This window comes from Brevibacillus sp. IT-7CA2, from assembly GCF_949767855.1.
Classification (GTDB): Bacteria; Bacillota; Bacilli; order Brevibacillales; family Brevibacillaceae; genus Brevibacillus.
In genome coordinates, this window is the sequence record NZ_CATKQT010000007.1 from 1 (window position 1) to 17,447 (window position 17,447).

Below are 17,447 nucleotides of genomic sequence, written 5' to 3' on the forward strand. Positions count from 1 at the left end.
ACCTTCTTGCTGATGATAGCAGGAAGGTTTTTTCGTGTAGATAAAGCGGTAGCAGGGAAACTAATACAGATCCGAGGGCAGAGAGGGAAGGGGCATTCGGTGATTTCGGTGAAGATGCCTTCGAATAACCGAGGGAAAGGTATCCATGTGATTGTCCAAAAAATGTTCGACCAAATATCGCTCAACAAGTCCGTGAGACATCGTTAGCTCTCCCCACCATTCCGTTTCATAGCGGCAAAGCATGCTGAGTAAATAAAGCAGCAAGTAATGACTGGCCCATTCGGGAAGAGGAAGAGAAGAAGCAGAACCATTCCAAAAGAAGAGGACGTTCTGATGCAAACGAAATAACGGGTGTTGATCCAGTTCAGACAGGGCACACTGAGGAAGGGTCAGTTCCTTTATGTTTTTATTATTTACCGAGGTGAGTTTTTCCAAGTTACAAATAGATGGAGCCAGCCTGCGAATGTACTGGATGAAGGTCTCTGTTGAATAGGACAATGGCCCGTCCGTTTTTTCAGGAAAGGTAATGCGAACCAAATCATCCTGACTTATATGCTCAATCTTTAGCGTTAACCAGTTACGCGGTTTATCCGTAGCAATTCCGTAACTATCGCTGACGCTGGGGATGGATGAAAATAAGTCATGGACTGAATAGCGGTCTTGTAACGGCGCAAGCTGGAACGCGTGAGCTAATTGCGCAAAAAACCCTTCCTTTTGTGGACGAACTTCGTCTTCCATTAGCATATAGGCGTTTCGTTTAAGCTTTCGTGTCGTGACACCATGTTGAAGAACACGACTGTTTTGGGGATAATACGGATCACGAGTCAATAACATCGCCTTTAACAAGTGAGAGCAGCCATAAAACAGCAGCAATGGCTGGATGGACAAGTCGGAAACAGCGGAAGTGGAATAAAAATGTCTGGCTTGTCTCCAGAGAAACAGGAAACGCGAGCTTTGTTGAAAAGCTAGTCGCTCCGCATGCTCAACACCCATGTCATGATAGCAGGAAGCCAAATATTTACGTGCAGTTGGTTCTGTCTCAAAATAGCGTAGTGTTTTCCAAGCGTTATCCATGATACCCACCTTTACTAATTTTCGTAATATGGTTAAGTTTCCTTAATCGTTTTTTGATTTATCTGTCTAATTGAATCTATAACCGAACGATATACTCATTTCTTGACAGTAAATTAAGCCGTTTGTTAAACTGTCTTAAACCATTCGCCGAGAGGAGCTTTCAACTGTGCGGGAAGACAAATTTGTTAAAGAGGGCTTAACGTTTGACGATGTATTGCTCATTCCAGCAAAATCTGAAGTTTTGCCAAGGGATGTTGATCTACGAGTACAATTGAGTGAGAATGTGAAGCTGAATATTCCTCTGATCAGTGCTGGTATGGACACCGTAACGGAGTCTGGACTTGCAATCGCCATGGCTCGCCAAGGTGGTATCGGGATTGTCCATAAAAACATGTCCATCGAGCAACAAGCAAGCGAAGTAGATCGTGTAAAACGCTCTGAAAGTGGCGTTATTACCAATCCGTTCTCTTTGTCCCAAGAGCATACCGTCGAAGAAGCGAATGCTCTCATGGGTAAATATCGTATCTCCGGTGTTCCGATTGTCGATGACAATCAAAAGCTGATCGGAATTCTCACCAACCGCGATCTGCGCTTTGTACATGACTTCTCCATCAAGATAAAAGAGGTTATGACCAAGGAAAACCTGGTCACGGCTCCTGTCGGTACTACATTGCACCAAGCGGAAGCGATTTTACAACAACATAAGATCGAAAAGCTCCCGTTGGTGGATGAGAACAACACCCTGCGTGGACTCATTACGATTAAAGATATTGAAAAGGCTATCCAATACCCGCATGCAGCAAAAGATAAACAAGGCCGCTTGCTGTGTGGTGCTGCTGTTGGGGTATCTGCTGACACGTTTGAGCGCACAGCTGCACTGGTACAAGCTGGCGTGGACGTATTGGTGATCGATACCGCTCATGGGCATTCCAAAGGCGTACTTGAAACGGTAAAAGCAGTTCGCAAAGAATACCCAACGCTCACAATCGTCGCAGGAAACGTTGCAACTGGACAAGCTACTCGCGATCTGATCGAAGCTGGAGCATCTGTGGTGAAGGTTGGAATCGGTCCTGGCTCCATTTGTACAACTCGTGTCGTAGCAGGTATCGGTGTTCCTCAAATTACAGCGATCCACGATTGTGCACAAGTAGCGCGAGAGTATAATATTCCAATTATTGCCGACGGCGGCATTAAATACTCCGGTGATTTGCCAAAAGCAATTGGTGCAGGTGCTTCTGTGATCATGATCGGCAGTCTGTTCGCCGGTACAGAAGAAAGCCCGGGCGAATTCGAGATTTTCCAAGGTCGTCGTTTCAAGGTATATCGTGGAATGGGATCGATTGGCGCGATGAAAGCCGGCAGTAAGGACCGTTACTTCCAAGAGAACGCACAAAAGCTCGTTCCGGAAGGGATCGAAGGCCGTGTTCCTTACAAAGGCCCATTGGCGGATGTTACTTATCAGTTGATTGGTGGACTGCGTGCAGGTATGGGATACTGCGGGGCGAAGACCATCGAAGATTTGATTCAAAACTCCCAGTTCGTCCGCATTACCGGCGCTGGCTTGCGTGAAAGCCACCCACACGATGTACAAATTACAAAAGAATCGCCTAACTACTCGATTTCTTAAGCAAAAAACAGTACGTAAGACCTACATCCCCTTTCTTTTAAAAAGAGAGGGGATTTTTACTAGCTGCTAACATGTGGAAATAGGAGGAATCTCGCTTCAAGCCACCCTGCAACCTATGGTACACTTACAATTGTGTGCTTGTTTCATAAAAGAATGAAATCGACAGAAATAGGAGAGTGAGAGATTACATGAAGCGAAAGACATGGACAAAGCGATTGACAGGTCTGTTCCTTTCGGTCGCTGTTTTTGCTACAGCAATGGGAGGAATGGTTTCAAAGGTGGAAGCTGCCCCTGTAGCATCTCAAGCGAATTTACAACTGGAAGCGAAGTCTGCCATTCTTGTTGAGGCATCAACGGGAAAGGTTCTCTATAGTAAAGATCCTGACGTAGCACTTCCACCTGCGAGTATGAGTAAAATGATGACCGAATATCTGGTTAATGATGCCATCAAGCAAAAGAAAATCAAATGGGATGATGTCGTCCCTGTAAGTGAATATGCGTTTTATATCGCTAAAATTTCTGATTCGTCTGGTGTGTATTTGAATTTAGGCGAATCCTTTACGGTTAAACAATTGTACGAAGCGATGGCAATTGTATCGGCCAATGACGCTACTGTACTTTTGGCTGAGAAGATCGCAGGCAGTGAGCCAGCCTTTGTTGAACTGATGAACAAAAAGGCAGCAGAGCTTGGTATGAAAAATACTTCGTTCGTCACTTCTACTGGTTTGCCAGCCAATGAATTAGGCCCTTACTCTGTTCAGACCGAACAAACAGAAAACCTGATGTCTGCTCGTGACTCCGCGATCCTCGCACGTGCTCTGATTCACGATTTCCCGGATGCGTTGGAGACCTCCAAAAAACCAATCTTCACCTTCCGTACAGGTACACCAAATGAGTGGACCAAGAAAAACTATAACTGGATGCTGCCTAGTCTGATTAGCTATTATCCAGGTGTAGACGGATTAAAAACGGGGCATACAAATGCAGCAGGTTATTGTTTTACAGGTACGGCTGTTCGCGACAACATGCGTTTGATTAGCGTTGTGATGAAAACAAGCACCGAGACAAAACGTTTTGCTGAGACGAGAAAACTCATGGACTACGGTTTTGGCAATTTCAAACTCACAAAACAAATGGACAAGAATGTACCAGTCAAAGGATTTGAAACAGCTCCTGTGAAAAACGGTGTAGAGGTAACTGTACCAGTTGTTACAGGCAGCGAAGTAAATATGATCACCAAAACTGGTACTGAAGCAAAATTCACACCAACGGTTACCTTCCAGGAACTAACCGCACCGATTACGCAAGGACAAGTTGTCGGTAAGATCGTCTTGAAAGAAGAAGGTACGAAGGAAACGGATTACTTGCAGCCTGAAGACGCAGCAAAAGCAGGCGTGGATATCGTAGCAGGGCAGGCAGTAGAGGAAGCCAGCTGGATTCGTCTGTTCTTCCGTAGCATCATAGAGTTTTTCAGCAATTTGTTTAGCAGTGGAACAGGAAATTAAATAACTATTGTTTTCCCCTACATCTATCGTTTACAATGACGGTAACAGGAACCATAACACCACATAACAGTTTCGGTTCTGACTCATGATGTAGGGGGTATTTGTAATGGTACAAGTAGGAACATCCCGCGTTAAAAGAGGTATGGCTGAAATGCAAAAAGGCGGCGTTATTATGGACGTCGTAAATGCTGAACAAGCGAAAATTGCAGAAGCAGCGGGTGCTGTTGCTGTAATGGCTTTGGAGCGTGTACCGTCTGACATTCGTGCAGCTGGTGGAGTTGCGCGTATGGCGGACCTTAGCATTGTGGAGGAAGTACTGAATTCTGTTTCGATCCCTGTTATGGCAAAAGCTCGTATCGGTCATTTTGTTGAAGCGCGTGTTCTTGAGTCTCTGGGTGTAGATTATCTCGATGAGAGTGAAGTACTCACTCCAGCAGATGACTTGTACCATATCAATAAAAAAGAGTTCACGGTACCGTTTGTATGTGGCGCCCGTGATCTGGGTGAAGCTCTCCGTCGTATCGGGGAAGGTGCATCCATGATCCGCACAAAAGGTGAGCCAGGAACCGGAAACATTGTAGAGGCTGTTCGTCATATGCGCACGATGATGTCCCAAATCCGCAAAGTGCAAGCCATGTCCTACGATGAACTGATGGCGGAAGCCAAAAACCTGGGTGCCCCATACGAACTGCTTGAAGAGGTACACAAAACAGGTAAGCTGCCAGTCGTAAACTTCGCAGCAGGTGGAGTAGCAACACCAGCAGATGCTGCCCTGATGATGCAATTGGGCTCCGATGGCGTGTTTGTAGGCTCTGGTATCTTTAAATCAGAGAATCCAGAGAAGTTTGCTCGCGCGATTGTGGAAGCGACCACCCACTACACGGATTACGAACTGATTGCTCGCGTATCCAAAGGCTTGGGGACGGCAATGCCAGGAATCGAAATCTCCAAGATTCGTGAAGCTGATCGCATGCAAGAACGCGGCTGGTAAGGTGAGTAGCATGAAAATCGGCGTACTCGCTCTACAAGGAGCTGTAGCAGAACATGTGCGAATGCTAGAAGAGGTTGGTGCCACAGCTGTCCCGGTCAAAAAAGTAGAAGAACTGGATGACCTCGACGGGCTGATCATTCCCGGCGGAGAAAGCACCACGATTAGCAAGCTGATGCACAAGTACGGATTCATGGAGGCGGTTCAAGAGTTCGGTAAGGCGAACAAGCCGATCTTCGGAACTTGCGCAGGAGCGATCCTTCTGGCAAAACAGATTCAAGGACAAGACGATTGCCATTTAGGGTTGATGGAGATCAAAGTCGAGCGGAATGCTTTTGGTCGCCAAAAGGAGAGCTTTGAAGCCTTGATGCCTGTTGCGGGTGTGGCGGCAGATTACCCGGCAGTGTTCATCAGAGCACCGTATATCATGGAAGTGGGAGAGAACGGTCAAATCTTGGCCAAGCACGAAGACAAGATTGTTGTCGCCCGGAGCGGTCACTATTTGGCAGCAGCCTTTCACCCAGAATTGACTGAAGATACAAGACTGCACAAATACTTCCTCGACATGGTCAAGGAATACAGAAGCTAGCTAGCTGTCATACTGGAAGATCGGCCGTAAAAAAGGCGCCGATCTTCTTTTTTTCTGAAAAGATCGAGGCGGGCTACTCTTTACATACGTATAGATCCTGTAGTACAGTTAACAATAATAGTATTCATGAATAAGAATGCGATGATGAGAACAAGTACTTCACAAGAGCCAGGCCTAGAGAGTCGGTGGTAGGTGCGAACCGATCCGGTTATGTGAAGGAATCCATCTCGGAGTGGCAAAGGAACAACAACTTTGTCCGGAACCGTCCCGTTATGACGGAAGAGTGGGCATATGCATGAAGGATTGCTGCATGTGTCAACGAGGGTGGCAACGCGGGTATACAACACTCGTCCCTTACCAGGGGACGGGTGTTTTTTGTTTTTTTTCAATACGATTCGGAGGGATTCACACATGTTGGACGTAAAAGTATTACGCCAGGATTTGGAAGAAGTAAAACGCCGTTTGGCTCACCGCAATGAAGATATTTCTGCGTTGGATCAATTCGTGGAAGTAGATGAAAAGCGTCGCCAAATCATCCAAGAAGCAGAAGCGCTGAAAAATAAGCGTAACACGGTATCCGAGCAAGTAGCGGTTATGAAACGCAATAAGGAAAATGCAGACCATCTGATCGCTGAAATGAAAGAAGTAAATGAGCGCATCAAGGCTTTGGATGAAGAGCTGCGTCAACTGGATGAGCAGCTGGAGTTCATTTTGCTGAGCCTCCCGAACCTGCCGCACGAAAGCACGCCGATCGGTACGACAGAAGACGATAACGTGATTGCCTGGACATGGGGAGAGCCACGTGCATTTGACTTCGAGATTAAGCCTCACTGGGAGCTGGCTAGCCAAGCAGGCATTCTCGATTTTGAAACGGCGGCAAAAGTAACAGGAAGCCGTTTTGTTTTCTATAAAGGCTTGGGCGCACGTCTGGAGCGCGCACTGATGAACTTCATGATGGATCTGCACTCGAATGAACATGGCTATGAAGAAGTGATCCCACCGTATATCGTCAACCGTACGAGCATGACGGGAACGGGTCAATTGCCTAAGTTCGAAGAGGATGCATTCAAAATTGAGGGACCAGATTACTTCCTGATTCCAACTGCAGAGGTACCGGTCACCAATATGCATCGTGATGAAATCATGGATGGAGCGGATCTCCCTCGCTACTACACTGCTTTCAGCGCATGTTTCCGTTCGGAAGCGGGTTCTGCTGGCCGTGATACGCGTGGGTTGATTCGTCAGCATCAATTCAACAAAGTTGAGCTGGTGAAATTCGTGAAACCAGAAGAGTCTTATGACGAACTCGACAAACTGGTGAAAAACGCTGAAAAGGTGCTTCAATTGCTTGGAGTGCCATACCGTGTCCTGAGCATGTGCACAGGTGATCTAGGATTTACGGCTGCGAAGAAATTCGACCTGGAAGTTTGGATTCCGAGCGGCGGCACATACCGTGAAATCTCGTCTTGCTCGAACTTTGAAGATTTCCAAGCGCGTCGTGCCAATATCCGTTTCCGTCGCGATACGAAATCGAAACCGGAATTTGTGCATACATTGAATGGTTCTGGTTTGGCGATTGGACGTACAGTAGCAGCGATCTTGGAAAACTACCAAGAGGCAGACGGAACAATCGTGATTCCAGAAGTTCTTCGTCCGTACATGGGCGGAGTAGACAAAATCGCGCCGAAGTAATAAGTGAGAGATTTGGAAAGCAGCTCTTGATCCATAACGGGTCAAGGGCTGTTTTATATTGTGTACTAATACAGGTGGAATTTTTTAAAAAACGTGTTGCACTGTACTATTCTCTGTTATATAATAAAAACAAATTTTAAGAATATTGTTTTAATACAGAAACGGAGGAATGGAGAATGGACTGCTATCGGTGTGAAGGTAACGGAGAACAAAATTGCCCAAGATGTGGAGGCGTTGGTCGTGATGCTAACGGAGCGGCTTGCCACAATTGCTTGGGAGACGGGCATGTATGCTGCAGCCATTGTAGTGGCAGCGGGAATCAGGAGTAAGGACATTTTTTTTGCCACTACTGTTATATAATAAAAAACATTTTATCAATCTGTATCATAATAACTTTGGAGTGAAGGAGGAGGAACTGTTTTGACTACCGTACCAACGAATCCATATCCGCTGGAGGTGCAGATTTCCGGTGAGATGCATCCTGGTTATCAAGATATCCTGACACCAGAAGCGATTCAATTCGTGATGAAGCTGGAGCAAAAGTTCGGCGACAGACGACAACAATTGTTGGCTAAACGCGTGGAACGTCAATTACAAATCGATGTAGGTCAGTTGCCCGATTTTCTACAGGAAACAGCGGGCATTCGTAAAGGAGATTGGACTGTTGCTCCATTGCCCAAAGATTTGCAAGACAGACGGGTGGAGATTACGGGACCTTCGGGTGATCGGAAAATGGTCATCAATGCACTGAACTCGGGTGCTCGGCTTTTCATGGCTGATTTTGAGGACGCGAACTCACCGACCTGGGAGAACACCATCCAAGGCCAAATCAACATGAAGGATGCGGTACGCCGCAACATCTCTTACATCAGTCCGGAAGGCAAATCATACACCCTCAATGAAAAGACGGCGGTTCTGATCGTGCGTCCTCGTGGCTGGCATCTTGAAGAAAAACACATCCTCCTCGATCAAAAACCGATCTCCGGCAGTCTGCTTGACTTCGGACTTTACTTTTACCACAACGTAGATGCTCTTATCGCGAATCAGACAGCACCGTATTTCTACTTACCGAAACTGGAGAGCCATTTGGAGGCCCGCCTTTGGAACGACGTCTTCCTTTTCGCGCAGGATGAATTAAATATTCCACGCGGCACAATTCGCGCGACAGTATTGATCGAAACGATTCTCGCAGCTTTTGAGATGGATGAGATTCTGTACGAGCTGCGCGAGCATAGTGCAGGACTGAATTGCGGACGTTGGGATTACATTTTCAGCTATATCAAAAAGCTGCGGAATCAGCCTGATGTCATTACACCGGATCGTGCGCAAGTAACCATGACAGTTCCGTTCATGAAAGCATACACCACGCTGGCCGTGAAGACTTGCCATAAACGGATGGCGCCTTGCATTGGTGGAATGGCTGCACAAATTCCGGTGAAAAATGACCCGGTACAAAATGCAGAAGCCATCGCCAAAGTGCGCGCTGACAAAGAGCGGGAAGCGTACGATGGACATGATGGGACTTGGGTTGCTCACCCTGGGCTAGTGCCGGTAGCCATGGAAGTGTTCGATCGCTTGATGAGAGAGCCGAACCAAATCTGGTACAAACGTGAAGACGTAGACGTATCTGCTAAGCATCTTCTGGCAGTCCCAGAGGGCACGATTACAGAAGCGGGTGTCCGTACGAATATTAGCGTAGGCTTGCAGTACATCGAGGCATGGTTGAGAGGCTCTGGGGCTGTCCCGATCAACAATCTGATGGAGGATGCGGCTACAGCAGAAATTTCGCGGGCACAAGTCTGGCAATGGATGCGTCATCGTCACGGAGTCTTGCAGGATGGTAGAAAGGTGACGGAAGGCTTGGTAAAGCAGTGGCTGAGTGAGGAGCTGCAGGCGATTAAGCAAGCAATCGGTCAAGAGAGGTACGACAACAGCAAGTATCCGATTGCTGGTGATCTATTCTTGCAATTGGTAACGACAGAAGATTTCGAAGACTTCCTAACAGTACCGGGTTATCGCTATTTGTAAAAATAAAAAGAGTGGGGGAAATGAAAATGACGAAAGTAAACAAGCAAGAAGCGATTCAACAGGTGGAGCAAAGCTGGCAGGGGGAGCGTTTTCAAGGAATTACACGCCCGTATACGGCAGAAGATGTCGTTCGTCTGCGCGGTTCCGTACAAATCGAGCATACGCTGGCTCATCTAGGGGCAGAGCGTCTGTGGAGCCTCTTGCATACCGAGCACCATATTAAAGCGTTGGGGGCTTTGACCGGGAATCAAGCGATTCAGCAGGTAAAGGCAGGATTAAAAGCGATTTATTTGAGTGGCTGGCAGGTAGCGGCCGATGCCAATCTGTCTGGTCAGATGTATCCTGATCAAAGCCTCTACCCGGCAAACAGTGTTCCCCAAGTTGTAAAAAGAATTAATCAGGCATTGCAACGGGCTGATCAGATCGATCAATCGGAGGGCGGTACAGAGACGAATTGGTTTGCTCCGATCGTAGCGGACGCAGAAGCGGGCTTTGGTGGGCCACTGAACGTCTTCGAATTGATGAAGGGTATGATTGAAGCGGGTGCAGCAGGCGTGCATTTTGAAGACCAGCTGGCTTCCGAGAAAAAATGCGGCCATATGGGCGGAAAGGTACTCATTCCGACGCAGGCGGCTGTACGTAATCTGATTTCCGCCCGATTTGCGGCAGATGTGATGGGAGTCCCGACAATTATCGTGGCACGTACCGATGCCAATGGCGCTTTCCTGATCACCAGCGACATCGACGAGCAGGATAAACCATTCCTGTCGGGTGAACGAACAGCAGAAGGGTTCTTCCGTCTACGTGGCGGATTGGATGCAGCGATTGCCCGCGGACTGGCGTATGCTCCCTATGCAGATTTGATCTGGTGCGAGACTTCTGAGCCGAATTTGGAGGAAGCACGCCGTTTTGCAGAAGCGATTCATGCCAAATACCCAGGCAAGCTGTTAGCCTACAATTGCTCTCCTTCTTTCAACTGGAAAAAGAAGCTGGATGAACAGACCATCGCTCGCTTCCAGGAAGAGATCGGCGAGATGGGCTACAAGTTCCAATTTGTCACGCTCGCTGGCTTCCACTCCCTGAATTACAGCATGTTTGAACTGGCGCGCGGCTATCGTGACCGCGGAATGGCTGCCTACTCTGAATTGCAGCAGGCTGAGTTTTCTAGCGAAGTACATGGCTATACAGCCACTCGTCATCAGCGTGAAGTGGGTACCGGGTATTTTGATGAGGTTGCGCAGATCATCTCTGGCGGCAATTCCTCTACGACTGCACTCAGCGGGTCGACGGAAGAGGAGCAATTCGCACACAATTAAAGAGGAAAAACGCAGGACTAGGTGGTTCTCTGGTATTCAGAGGGCCACTTTTTGCGTTCACTTCTATTTTTCATAGAGTCTTAATAGCTTTTTAACAACGTATTTATATCAGTTTCATTTTGATTGTTTACGATTGGATTAGAAAAACCAAGAAAGCAAACACAAATAAAAACGAAAAGGGGCCTTAAAGATGAGAGGGAACCAGTTAAGCTGGAAACGAACCGTTGTTGTCATGACATCCGTTTTTCTGCTTGCGGGATGTGCCACCGAGACGAAATCAGGCACTTCTCTGGATACGTCGCAATTGACCCTGGATCAAATCGTGGAAAAAGCGAAGCAGGAGGGAGAAGTCAACTCCGTAGGTATGCCGGACACGTGGGCAAACTGGGGGGAGACCTGGAGCAATCTCGGGAAGGAATACGGCTTGAAGCATACGGATACCGACATGTCGAGCGCAGAAGAATTGGCTAAGTTTGAAGCAGAAAAAGAAGACGCTACTGCAGACATCGGCGACGTAGGCATCGCTTTTGGACCGTTAGCCAAGCAAAAAGGTCTGACGCTGCCTTACAAAACCTCTTACTGGAACGACATTCCCGACTGGGCAAAAGATGATGAAGGACATTGGTTGCTAGGCTATACCGGAACACTGGCTTTTATCACTGACAAAACAAAGGTGCAAAATCCCCCCAAGACCTGGGCAGATTTGAAAAACGGAAGCTACAAGATCGCGATCGGCGATGTCATGAAAGCGAATCAGGCGCAGTTTGCCGTTCTGGCCGCCGCCTATGCTAATGGGGGAGATGAGAAAAATATTCAGCCTGGCATTGACTTTTTCGCTGAGTTGGCAAAAAACAAGCGGCTCAGTACGAGCGATCCGAGCCTTGCTAATCTAGAAAAGGGTGAGGTCGAAGTCGCAATCTTGTGGGACTTCAACGCGCTCGGGTATCGGGACAAAATCGATAAAAACCGCTTTGATGTCCTCATCCCGGAGGAAGCATCAGTCAGCAGCGGGTACGCTACGGTTATCAACAAGTACGCCAAGCACCCACACGCTGCCATGCTGGCTCGTGAATACATTCTCTCCGACGCTGGACAGTCCAATTTGGCTCGCGGCTATGCACGACCAATTCGCGCTAACGCCAAGCTGGATGAATCCGCTAAAGCCATGCTGCTCCCCGATGATATGTATAAAAACGCACGTCCGGTTGGCGATTTGACTGCTTGGGAAGAGACGGCCAAAAAATTGCCGCAGCTATGGCAAGAGCAGGTGTTAATCCATGTGCGCTAGCAAGCTCGCCATGATTGTGCTCGACGGATTGAGATTTGACACAGCCATCTCGCACATGGGGTACCTGCATCACCTGGTCGAGTACGGCATTGCGGCCCGCTTTCAGGTACGATCGGAATTGCCCAGTCTCTCTCGTCCTTTGTACGAGGTTCTTTTAACAGGCACCCCTGTTTGGAAAAACGGAATTTCCAGCAATCAGACGGTTCGGCTTTCGCATCAGGAGAGTCTCTTTCACCTGACGCGGAAAAACGGGATGTCCAACGCTGCTGCGGCTTATGGCTGGGTAAGCGAGCTTTATAACAAGGCCCCATTCAATCCGTTTCACGACCGAATCCAATTGAACTCCGACAAGCCGATACAAAACGGGATGTTCTACTGGGAAGATCACTATCCGGATACACACTTGTTTGCTGACGCCAACTTTTTGTTGAATGGATACAATCCGGATTTTCTTTACGTCCACTCCATGAATATCGATGATGACGGACATAAATATACGGCCGATTCCGCGCAGTATCGAAATCGCGTTCTGGCGGCAGATTCGATACTGGCAAATGTGCTTCCTGCGTGGATCGATGCGGGTTATCAAATCATCGTAACAGCCGATCACGGGATGACAGCCGATGGAAATCATGGTGGCACTTCTAGCGCTGACCGGGACGTCCCCTTGTTTGTCATCAGCAACCTGATATCTCCGGGTATTCGCGAGGAGGCAATTCCGCAATTGCAGGTGGCTCCGCTTGCCTGCCATTTGCTTGGCATCTCCCCCTCGAAAGAGATGCAGCCATTGAACGTATGAGGGCTGAGTAAGACGTCTCCCTAAGGGGGCGTCTTTTCCTCTAAGAAAGGAGCTTTTGCATGAAACGATTTGTCAGTATGTTTTGGGTCACGACGATTCCGTTCTTTGCAATGATCGCTCTGTTTCTCCTAGTCCCATTGCTTTCCATGATCGGAGGGAGCTTTCAGGCCGAGGGGGGCGGCGGTTTTACCATCAGTCACTATCGTGAGATTTTTTCAAATCCGTATTACTTGCAGGCTTTTGAGAACAGCGTGCTCATCTCGTTCCTGTCTGCTCTCATTGGAATCGTCGTTGCTGTTTTCGCCACCTATGCGATTACCCGTTTCCCGCAATCTCTGCAACAGCGAGTGCTTGTCATTACCAATCTAACCTCCAATTTTGCGGGGATTCCGCTCGCTTTTGCCTTTATTGTCCTGTTGGGAAACAGTGGATTGTTTGTTTTGCTCGCCAAGCAACTGGGGATTGATTTTGGACAGTCCTTTACTCTGTATTCGTGGAGCGGCTTGACGCTTGTTTATATTTATTTTCAACTACCCCTGGCGGTAATGCTTTTGTATCCCCTGTACAACGCCATTCAAAAGCAATGGATGGAAGCGGCCGAGCTGCTTGGGGCAAGTCCCTGGAAATTTTGGCTGAGAATCGGGTTTCCAGTACTGCTTCCAGGCATCGTCGGCACATTCAGTATTCTGTTTGCCAATGCAATGGGTGCCTATGCTTCTGCCTACGCGCTCACCGGGAGCAACTACAATCTGGTGCCCATTCGGATTGGCGCGCTAGTATCTGGCGACATTTTTGCAAGACCCGAGCTGGGTAGCGCACTAGCAGTACTGCTCGGCCTGACGCTTGCCGGGGCCTTACTCGTGAACGAGTGGCTGACGCGGAAGATTCGGAGGGATTTGTCTTGAAGCGGATCAGTTTGCCATCCTTGGCGTTTGCGTTGGTCATGCTGTATTTGTTTTTTCCAGTAGCTGCTACCATCCTTTACTCACTGGCAACAGAGTGGAACAGCACGGTTTTGCCGGAAGGACTCACAGGAAAATGGTTTGCGGAGCTGTATGCCGATCCCCGATTCTTGCAGGCATTCGGGCGTTCTTTTCTGCTCAGCTTTCTGACGACTGTCGTTGCCGTCGTCATTATTGTTCCTGCTGTATTCTCCATTATCGTCTATGCTCCCCGGATGGAGAGGCTGGTTCAGATTTTGGTGATGCTGACCTATGCCGTTCCGGGTGTCATTATGGCGGTCGGATTGATCCGTACTTATTCAGGAAACGGAATTCCAATGGTCATCATCACAGCCGGTGCCTATCTGGTCGGTTTGCTTCCGTATCTTTATCAGGGAACGCGCAACAGCCTGCTTGCCATGCAGGCACGTTCGTTGATGGAGGCAGCCGAGCTATTGGGTGCGAGCCACTGGCAGGCGTTCGTACGGATTATCGTTCCGAATATCATGTCTGGAATTTTCGTGTCCTCGCTCTTGTCGTTCTCCATTTTGTTTGGTGAATTCGTTTTGATTAACATCCTGGTGGGTGGAAGATACGAAACCCTGCAGATGTATCTATACGCCAAGCTATCGTCAAGTGGACACGTCGCCAGCGCGATTACGGTCACTTATTTTGTCCTGATGGCTATTATCACTGGCCTGGTTGTAAAATTCACGCGCCGAAGCTTCGCACGCAAGGAGGTCCCCTGATGAGTTACGTCCAAATCGAACACGTGTCCAAAACCTTTCACGGTCAACACGTGTTGCAGCAACTCGATCTTGCGATTGAAAAAGGCGAGCTGGTTACCTTGCTTGGCCCTAGCGGTTGTGGCAAAAGTACGCTGTTACGCATCCTCAGTGGTTTGACGGCTCCTGATACGGGCATGATCTACATTGACGGCAAAGATGTGACGGACGTGTCGCCAAAAAACAGGCAGATCGGCATGGTGTTTCAATCGTATGCGCTTTTTCCCAATCTTACGGTCAGTCAAAACATTGCCTTTGGCCTGGAAATGAACAAAATCTCGAAAACGGAGATTCGGCTACCTGTCCAGGAAATGATTGAGCTGGTGGGATTGGTGGGAAAGGAGCAGGCTTACCCACGTGAATTGTCTGGCGGCCAGCAGCAGCGTGTGGCACTCGCCCGTTCTCTGGTCACCCGGCCAAAAGTGCTTCTGCTGGATGAGCCGCTTAGTGCGCTTGATGCTCAGATTCGTAAAAATTTGCAAAAGCAGCTACGCACAATTCAACGTGAGTTAAACATGACGACTGTGCTGGTTACTCACGATCAGGAAGAAGCCATGGCTGTCAGTGACCGCATCTATATCATGAATGGTGGACGAATCGTTCAGCACGGCAGCCCTCAAGAGATTTACACGCAACCTCGTTCTGAATTTGTTGCTCGCTTCATTGGCAATTACAACGTGCTGACTGCCGAGCAGCTTAACCAAATCGCGCCTCATTTGTCTCATCCGGCAGTTGAACGTTTCGCAATCCGTCCTGAGACGTTTCGCGAACAGCCTTTGACTGCGGAGGACATCTGTTTGACCGGAAATATCGCTCAAGTAACCATGCTCGGCAATATCTCCCGTTACGAGCTGAACATTGGTGATGTTCCTGTACTGGTGGACACTCTTCACCTGTCCTTCGAGCAGGAGCAGATAGGCACAAAAAAAACATTGTATTTAGGTCCCAAGGATGTGATTCCGCTTTATGACACTATTGCCTGAAGAACGACAGCAAGTGATTCTCGACGAATTGAACCGCCACGGTAAAATTCAGGTGATGAGTCTGGCAAAAAACCTGTCAGTAACACCGGAGACAATACGACGTGATCTGGACCATTTGGAACAGCAACGTTTGTTAAAGCGAGTGTACGGAGGAGCAATCCCTTATCATTTGGCGAAGCGTGAGCCGCACTTTGAAAAGAAACAGGCGATCCAACAGACGGCAAAAACGAAAATCGGGCAAATAGCGGCAGAACTTTTGTCTGATGGGGATACCATCGCGCTCGATGTCGGGACGACAACACTGGAATTGGCACGTGCTATAAAGGGCCTCAACCAATTAACGATTGTCACGAACTCGCTCCCCGCCGCTTCTCTACTAAACGAGCTGTTGGAAGCGAATCAATTCAACGGTCAGGTAATTATGCTGGGGGGGCTGACCCATCCGGCTCAAAAATCGGTTGCTGGGGCGTTTACCTGCGAGCTGCTCTCTCGTTTTCATTTTGATAAAGCTTTTATTTCCTGTGGAGGAATTACGGCTGATGGCTTCACCGATTATGACATGGAAGAAACGCTGTGCTCGACCATGATGATACAGCGAGCGGAGCAAGTCTATGTATTGGGAGACACATCGAAGATTGGCCAAACGCAATTTTTTCGTATTTGCGGCTGGAAGGATGTCAGCGCGGTTGTTTGTGACCAGCCGATGCCGGATGAATGGCTTTCGTCTGGCATGCAAACTACCTGGATAAGCGAACATCCGGGAAGGAGAGACTTCATATGCTGATCGACTATCATCTTCATCTGGAAGAAGGGCCTTTTTCATTGCGTTGGCTCGACCGTACCAATGTGGCCCTCGACCACTTTTATCCGCTATCTGAACCTCGACATACCCGTGCCTGGCTGCTGGACAGTCTTGCGCGATTAAATAACCGGATGTCTCTTGGGGCATATGACCCGTCATGGATCGATCTGTATTTACGAGAGGCGTTAAACAAAGGCTTGAAGGAAGTGGGGATTGTCGATCATTTATACCGCTTTCGTGAAGCTCGTCCCTACTTTGAACGGTATATGGAGCTGGGTGACACCGATTTGGGTCGCTTGCAGCGCACATGGCTGGATCAAGTATGCACCGAGAGCTTCAGCGACTTTTGTGTCGCCATTGAGGCAGCAAAGCAGCGCTGGTCGGCAAGCGGTGTGGAGTTGCGGCTGGGGATCGAAGCTGATTACTTTATCGGCGGGGAAGCAGAATTGGAGAGTTTGCTGGCAGGTGCTTCATGGGATTATGTGATCGGTTCTGTTCATTTTATGCAAGGATGGGGCTTTGACAATCCCGAGACTCGCCATCTGTTTGAGCAGCATGACCTGAAACAGCTATACGCGGACTTTTTCCACACAGTTGAATCCATGATTAGGAGCAACTTGTTTGATTTTATTGCCCATCTGGACAATCTGAAAGTGTTCTCCTATCGCCCAGAGGAATCGGAGCTTTTGCCCTATTACCACCGAATAGCAACTGCTTTGAAAGAAACGGATACAGCGACCGAAATCAATGCGGGCCTGTACTACCGCTATCCCGTTCAGGAAATGTGCCCGAGTTCCGCTTTCCTCGACGTTTTGGTGGCGCATGGAGTTCCACTGACACTCTCGTCCGATGCGCACTTTCCCGACGATATTGGGAGATACGTGGCGGCGAATCTGGAGATCCTCCATTCAATGGGGGTAACGGAGATTGCCACTTTTTCCGGTCGTCAACGGATTATGAAGCCAATCCGTTATGCATCAGCTATTCCAGACGAGAGCTGCTGACATGACCTGAAACGGATAGGATTTGC

The 17,447-nt window shown here is 48.4% G+C and carries 16 protein-coding genes and 1 other annotated feature; of the genes, 15 read left to right on the top strand and 1 reads right to left on the bottom strand.

The genetic code is table 11. The features are described 5' to 3' along the window. Positions 1–60: 60 nt before the first annotated feature. The gene (locus ACM6JA_RS04415) at positions 61–1,074 is read right to left on the bottom strand and encodes a YaaC family protein (RefSeq protein WP_414851360.1); all 1,014 of its coding nucleotides are present in this window, start codon (positions 1,072–1,074) and stop codon (positions 61–63) included. A gap of 166 nt (positions 1,075–1,240) precedes the next feature. On the opposite strand from ACM6JA_RS04415, the gene guaB reads away from it, so the two are divergent. The 15 genes from guaB to ACM6JA_RS04490 all read left to right on the top strand — a co-directional run bounded on the left by guaB (position 1,241) and on the right by ACM6JA_RS04490 (position 17,421). Then, entirely contained in the window at positions 1,241–2,701 is a 1,461-nt protein-coding gene (gene guaB, locus ACM6JA_RS04420) for an IMP dehydrogenase (protein WP_414851361.1), read from the top strand. A gap of 188 nt (positions 2,702–2,889) precedes the next feature. After that, positions 2,890–4,206 (top strand): D-alanyl-D-alanine carboxypeptidase family protein, encoded by a 1,317-nt coding sequence (locus ACM6JA_RS04425; RefSeq protein WP_414851362.1) that lies wholly within the window; start codon positions 2,890–2,892, stop codon positions 4,204–4,206. Between the two features lie 106 nt (positions 4,207–4,312). Beyond that, complete coding sequence (pdxS, locus tag ACM6JA_RS04430) at positions 4,313–5,197, top strand: pyridoxal 5'-phosphate synthase lyase subunit PdxS (RefSeq protein ID WP_007727388.1); 885 nt, start codon at positions 4,313–4,315, stop codon at positions 5,195–5,197. A gap of 10 nt (positions 5,198–5,207) precedes the next feature. Then, positions 5,208–5,783, top strand: coding sequence for a pyridoxal 5'-phosphate synthase glutaminase subunit PdxT (gene pdxT / locus ACM6JA_RS04435; RefSeq protein ID WP_414851363.1), 576 nt, complete (start codon positions 5,208–5,210; stop codon positions 5,781–5,783). A 132-nt stretch (positions 5,784–5,915) separates the two neighbouring features. Then, positions 5,916–6,141: a binding site (T-box leader), on the top strand. Between the two features lie 53 nt (positions 6,142–6,194). Next, positions 6,195–7,475: a serine--tRNA ligase gene (gene serS, locus ACM6JA_RS04440; RefSeq protein WP_414851364.1), complete on the top strand. Its 1,281-nt coding sequence runs from the start codon at positions 6,195–6,197 to the stop codon at positions 7,473–7,475. Between the two features lie 192 nt (positions 7,476–7,667). Beyond that, on the top strand, positions 7,668–7,835 hold the full coding sequence (locus ACM6JA_RS04445; RefSeq protein WP_414851365.1) for a hypothetical protein: 168 nt from the start codon (positions 7,668–7,670) through the stop codon (positions 7,833–7,835). 60 nt (positions 7,836–7,895) lie between these two features. Further along, on the top strand, positions 7,896–9,503 hold the full coding sequence (gene aceB / locus ACM6JA_RS04450) for a malate synthase A (protein ID WP_414851366.1): 1,608 nt from the start codon (positions 7,896–7,898) through the stop codon (positions 9,501–9,503). Between the two features lie 26 nt (positions 9,504–9,529). After that, positions 9,530–10,819, top strand: coding sequence for an isocitrate lyase (gene aceA, locus ACM6JA_RS04455; protein WP_414851367.1), 1,290 nt, complete (start codon positions 9,530–9,532; stop codon positions 10,817–10,819). A gap of 190 nt (positions 10,820–11,009) precedes the next feature. Then, a complete protein-coding gene (locus tag ACM6JA_RS04460; RefSeq protein ID WP_414851368.1) occupies positions 11,010–12,107 on the top strand; it encodes an ABC transporter substrate-binding protein in 1,098 nt (365 codons plus the stop codon). After that, the gene (locus ACM6JA_RS04465; protein ID WP_414851369.1) at positions 12,097–12,906 is read left to right on the top strand and encodes an alkaline phosphatase family protein; all 810 of its coding nucleotides are present in this window, start codon (positions 12,097–12,099) and stop codon (positions 12,904–12,906) included. The genes ACM6JA_RS04460 and ACM6JA_RS04465 overlap by 11 nt, the downstream gene beginning before the upstream one ends. 59 nt (positions 12,907–12,965) lie before the next feature. Further along, a complete protein-coding gene (locus ACM6JA_RS04470) occupies positions 12,966–13,811 on the top strand; it encodes an ABC transporter permease (protein WP_007727405.1) in 846 nt (281 codons plus the stop codon). Continuing rightward, complete coding sequence (locus tag ACM6JA_RS04475; RefSeq protein ID WP_414851370.1) at positions 13,808–14,596, top strand: ABC transporter permease; 789 nt, start codon at positions 13,808–13,810, stop codon at positions 14,594–14,596. Before ACM6JA_RS04470 ends, ACM6JA_RS04475 begins: the two co-directional genes overlap by 4 nt. After that, positions 14,596–15,615 (top strand): ABC transporter ATP-binding protein, encoded by a 1,020-nt coding sequence (locus ACM6JA_RS04480; RefSeq protein WP_414851371.1) that lies wholly within the window; start codon positions 14,596–14,598, stop codon positions 15,613–15,615. The genes ACM6JA_RS04475 and ACM6JA_RS04480 overlap by 1 nt, the downstream gene beginning before the upstream one ends. After that, entirely contained in the window at positions 15,599–16,399 is an 801-nt protein-coding gene (locus tag ACM6JA_RS04485; RefSeq protein ID WP_414851372.1) for a DeoR/GlpR family DNA-binding transcription regulator, read from the top strand. Before ACM6JA_RS04480 ends, ACM6JA_RS04485 begins: the two co-directional genes overlap by 17 nt. Next, positions 16,393–17,421, top strand: coding sequence for a histidinol phosphate phosphatase domain-containing protein (locus tag ACM6JA_RS04490; protein ID WP_414851373.1), 1,029 nt, complete (start codon positions 16,393–16,395; stop codon positions 17,419–17,421). Before ACM6JA_RS04485 ends, ACM6JA_RS04490 begins: the two co-directional genes overlap by 7 nt. Positions 17,422–17,447: the final 26 nt, after the last annotated feature.

Excerpts from the sequence above, each read along its gene's own strand:
- ACM6JA_RS04415 (WP_414851360.1), bottom strand. The coding sequence starts at position 1,074 with ATGGATAACGCTTGGAAAACACTACGCTATTTTGAGACAGAACCAACT.
- ACM6JA_RS04425 (WP_414851362.1), top strand. The coding sequence starts at position 2,890 with ATGAAGCGAAAGACATGGACAAAGCGATTGACAGGTCTGTTCCTTTCG.
- pdxS (WP_007727388.1), top strand. The coding sequence starts at position 4,313 with ATGGTACAAGTAGGAACATCCCGCGTTAAAAGAGGTATGGCTGAAATG.
- pdxT (WP_414851363.1), top strand. The coding sequence starts at position 5,208 with ATGAAAATCGGCGTACTCGCTCTACAAGGAGCTGTAGCAGAACATGTG.
- serS (WP_414851364.1), top strand. The coding sequence starts at position 6,195 with ATGTTGGACGTAAAAGTATTACGCCAGGATTTGGAAGAAGTAAAACGC.
- aceA (WP_414851367.1), top strand. The coding sequence starts at position 9,530 with ATGACGAAAGTAAACAAGCAAGAAGCGATTCAACAGGTGGAGCAAAGC.
- ACM6JA_RS04460 (WP_414851368.1), top strand. The coding sequence starts at position 11,010 with ATGAGAGGGAACCAGTTAAGCTGGAAACGAACCGTTGTTGTCATGACA.
- ACM6JA_RS04465 (WP_414851369.1), top strand. The coding sequence starts at position 12,097 with ATGTGCGCTAGCAAGCTCGCCATGATTGTGCTCGACGGATTGAGATTT.
- ACM6JA_RS04470 (WP_007727405.1), top strand. The coding sequence starts at position 12,966 with ATGAAACGATTTGTCAGTATGTTTTGGGTCACGACGATTCCGTTCTTT.
- ACM6JA_RS04480 (WP_414851371.1), top strand. The coding sequence starts at position 14,596 with ATGAGTTACGTCCAAATCGAACACGTGTCCAAAACCTTTCACGGTCAA.
- ACM6JA_RS04485 (WP_414851372.1), top strand. The coding sequence starts at position 15,599 with ATGACACTATTGCCTGAAGAACGACAGCAAGTGATTCTCGACGAATTG.
- ACM6JA_RS04490 (WP_414851373.1), top strand. The coding sequence starts at position 16,393 with ATGCTGATCGACTATCATCTTCATCTGGAAGAAGGGCCTTTTTCATTG.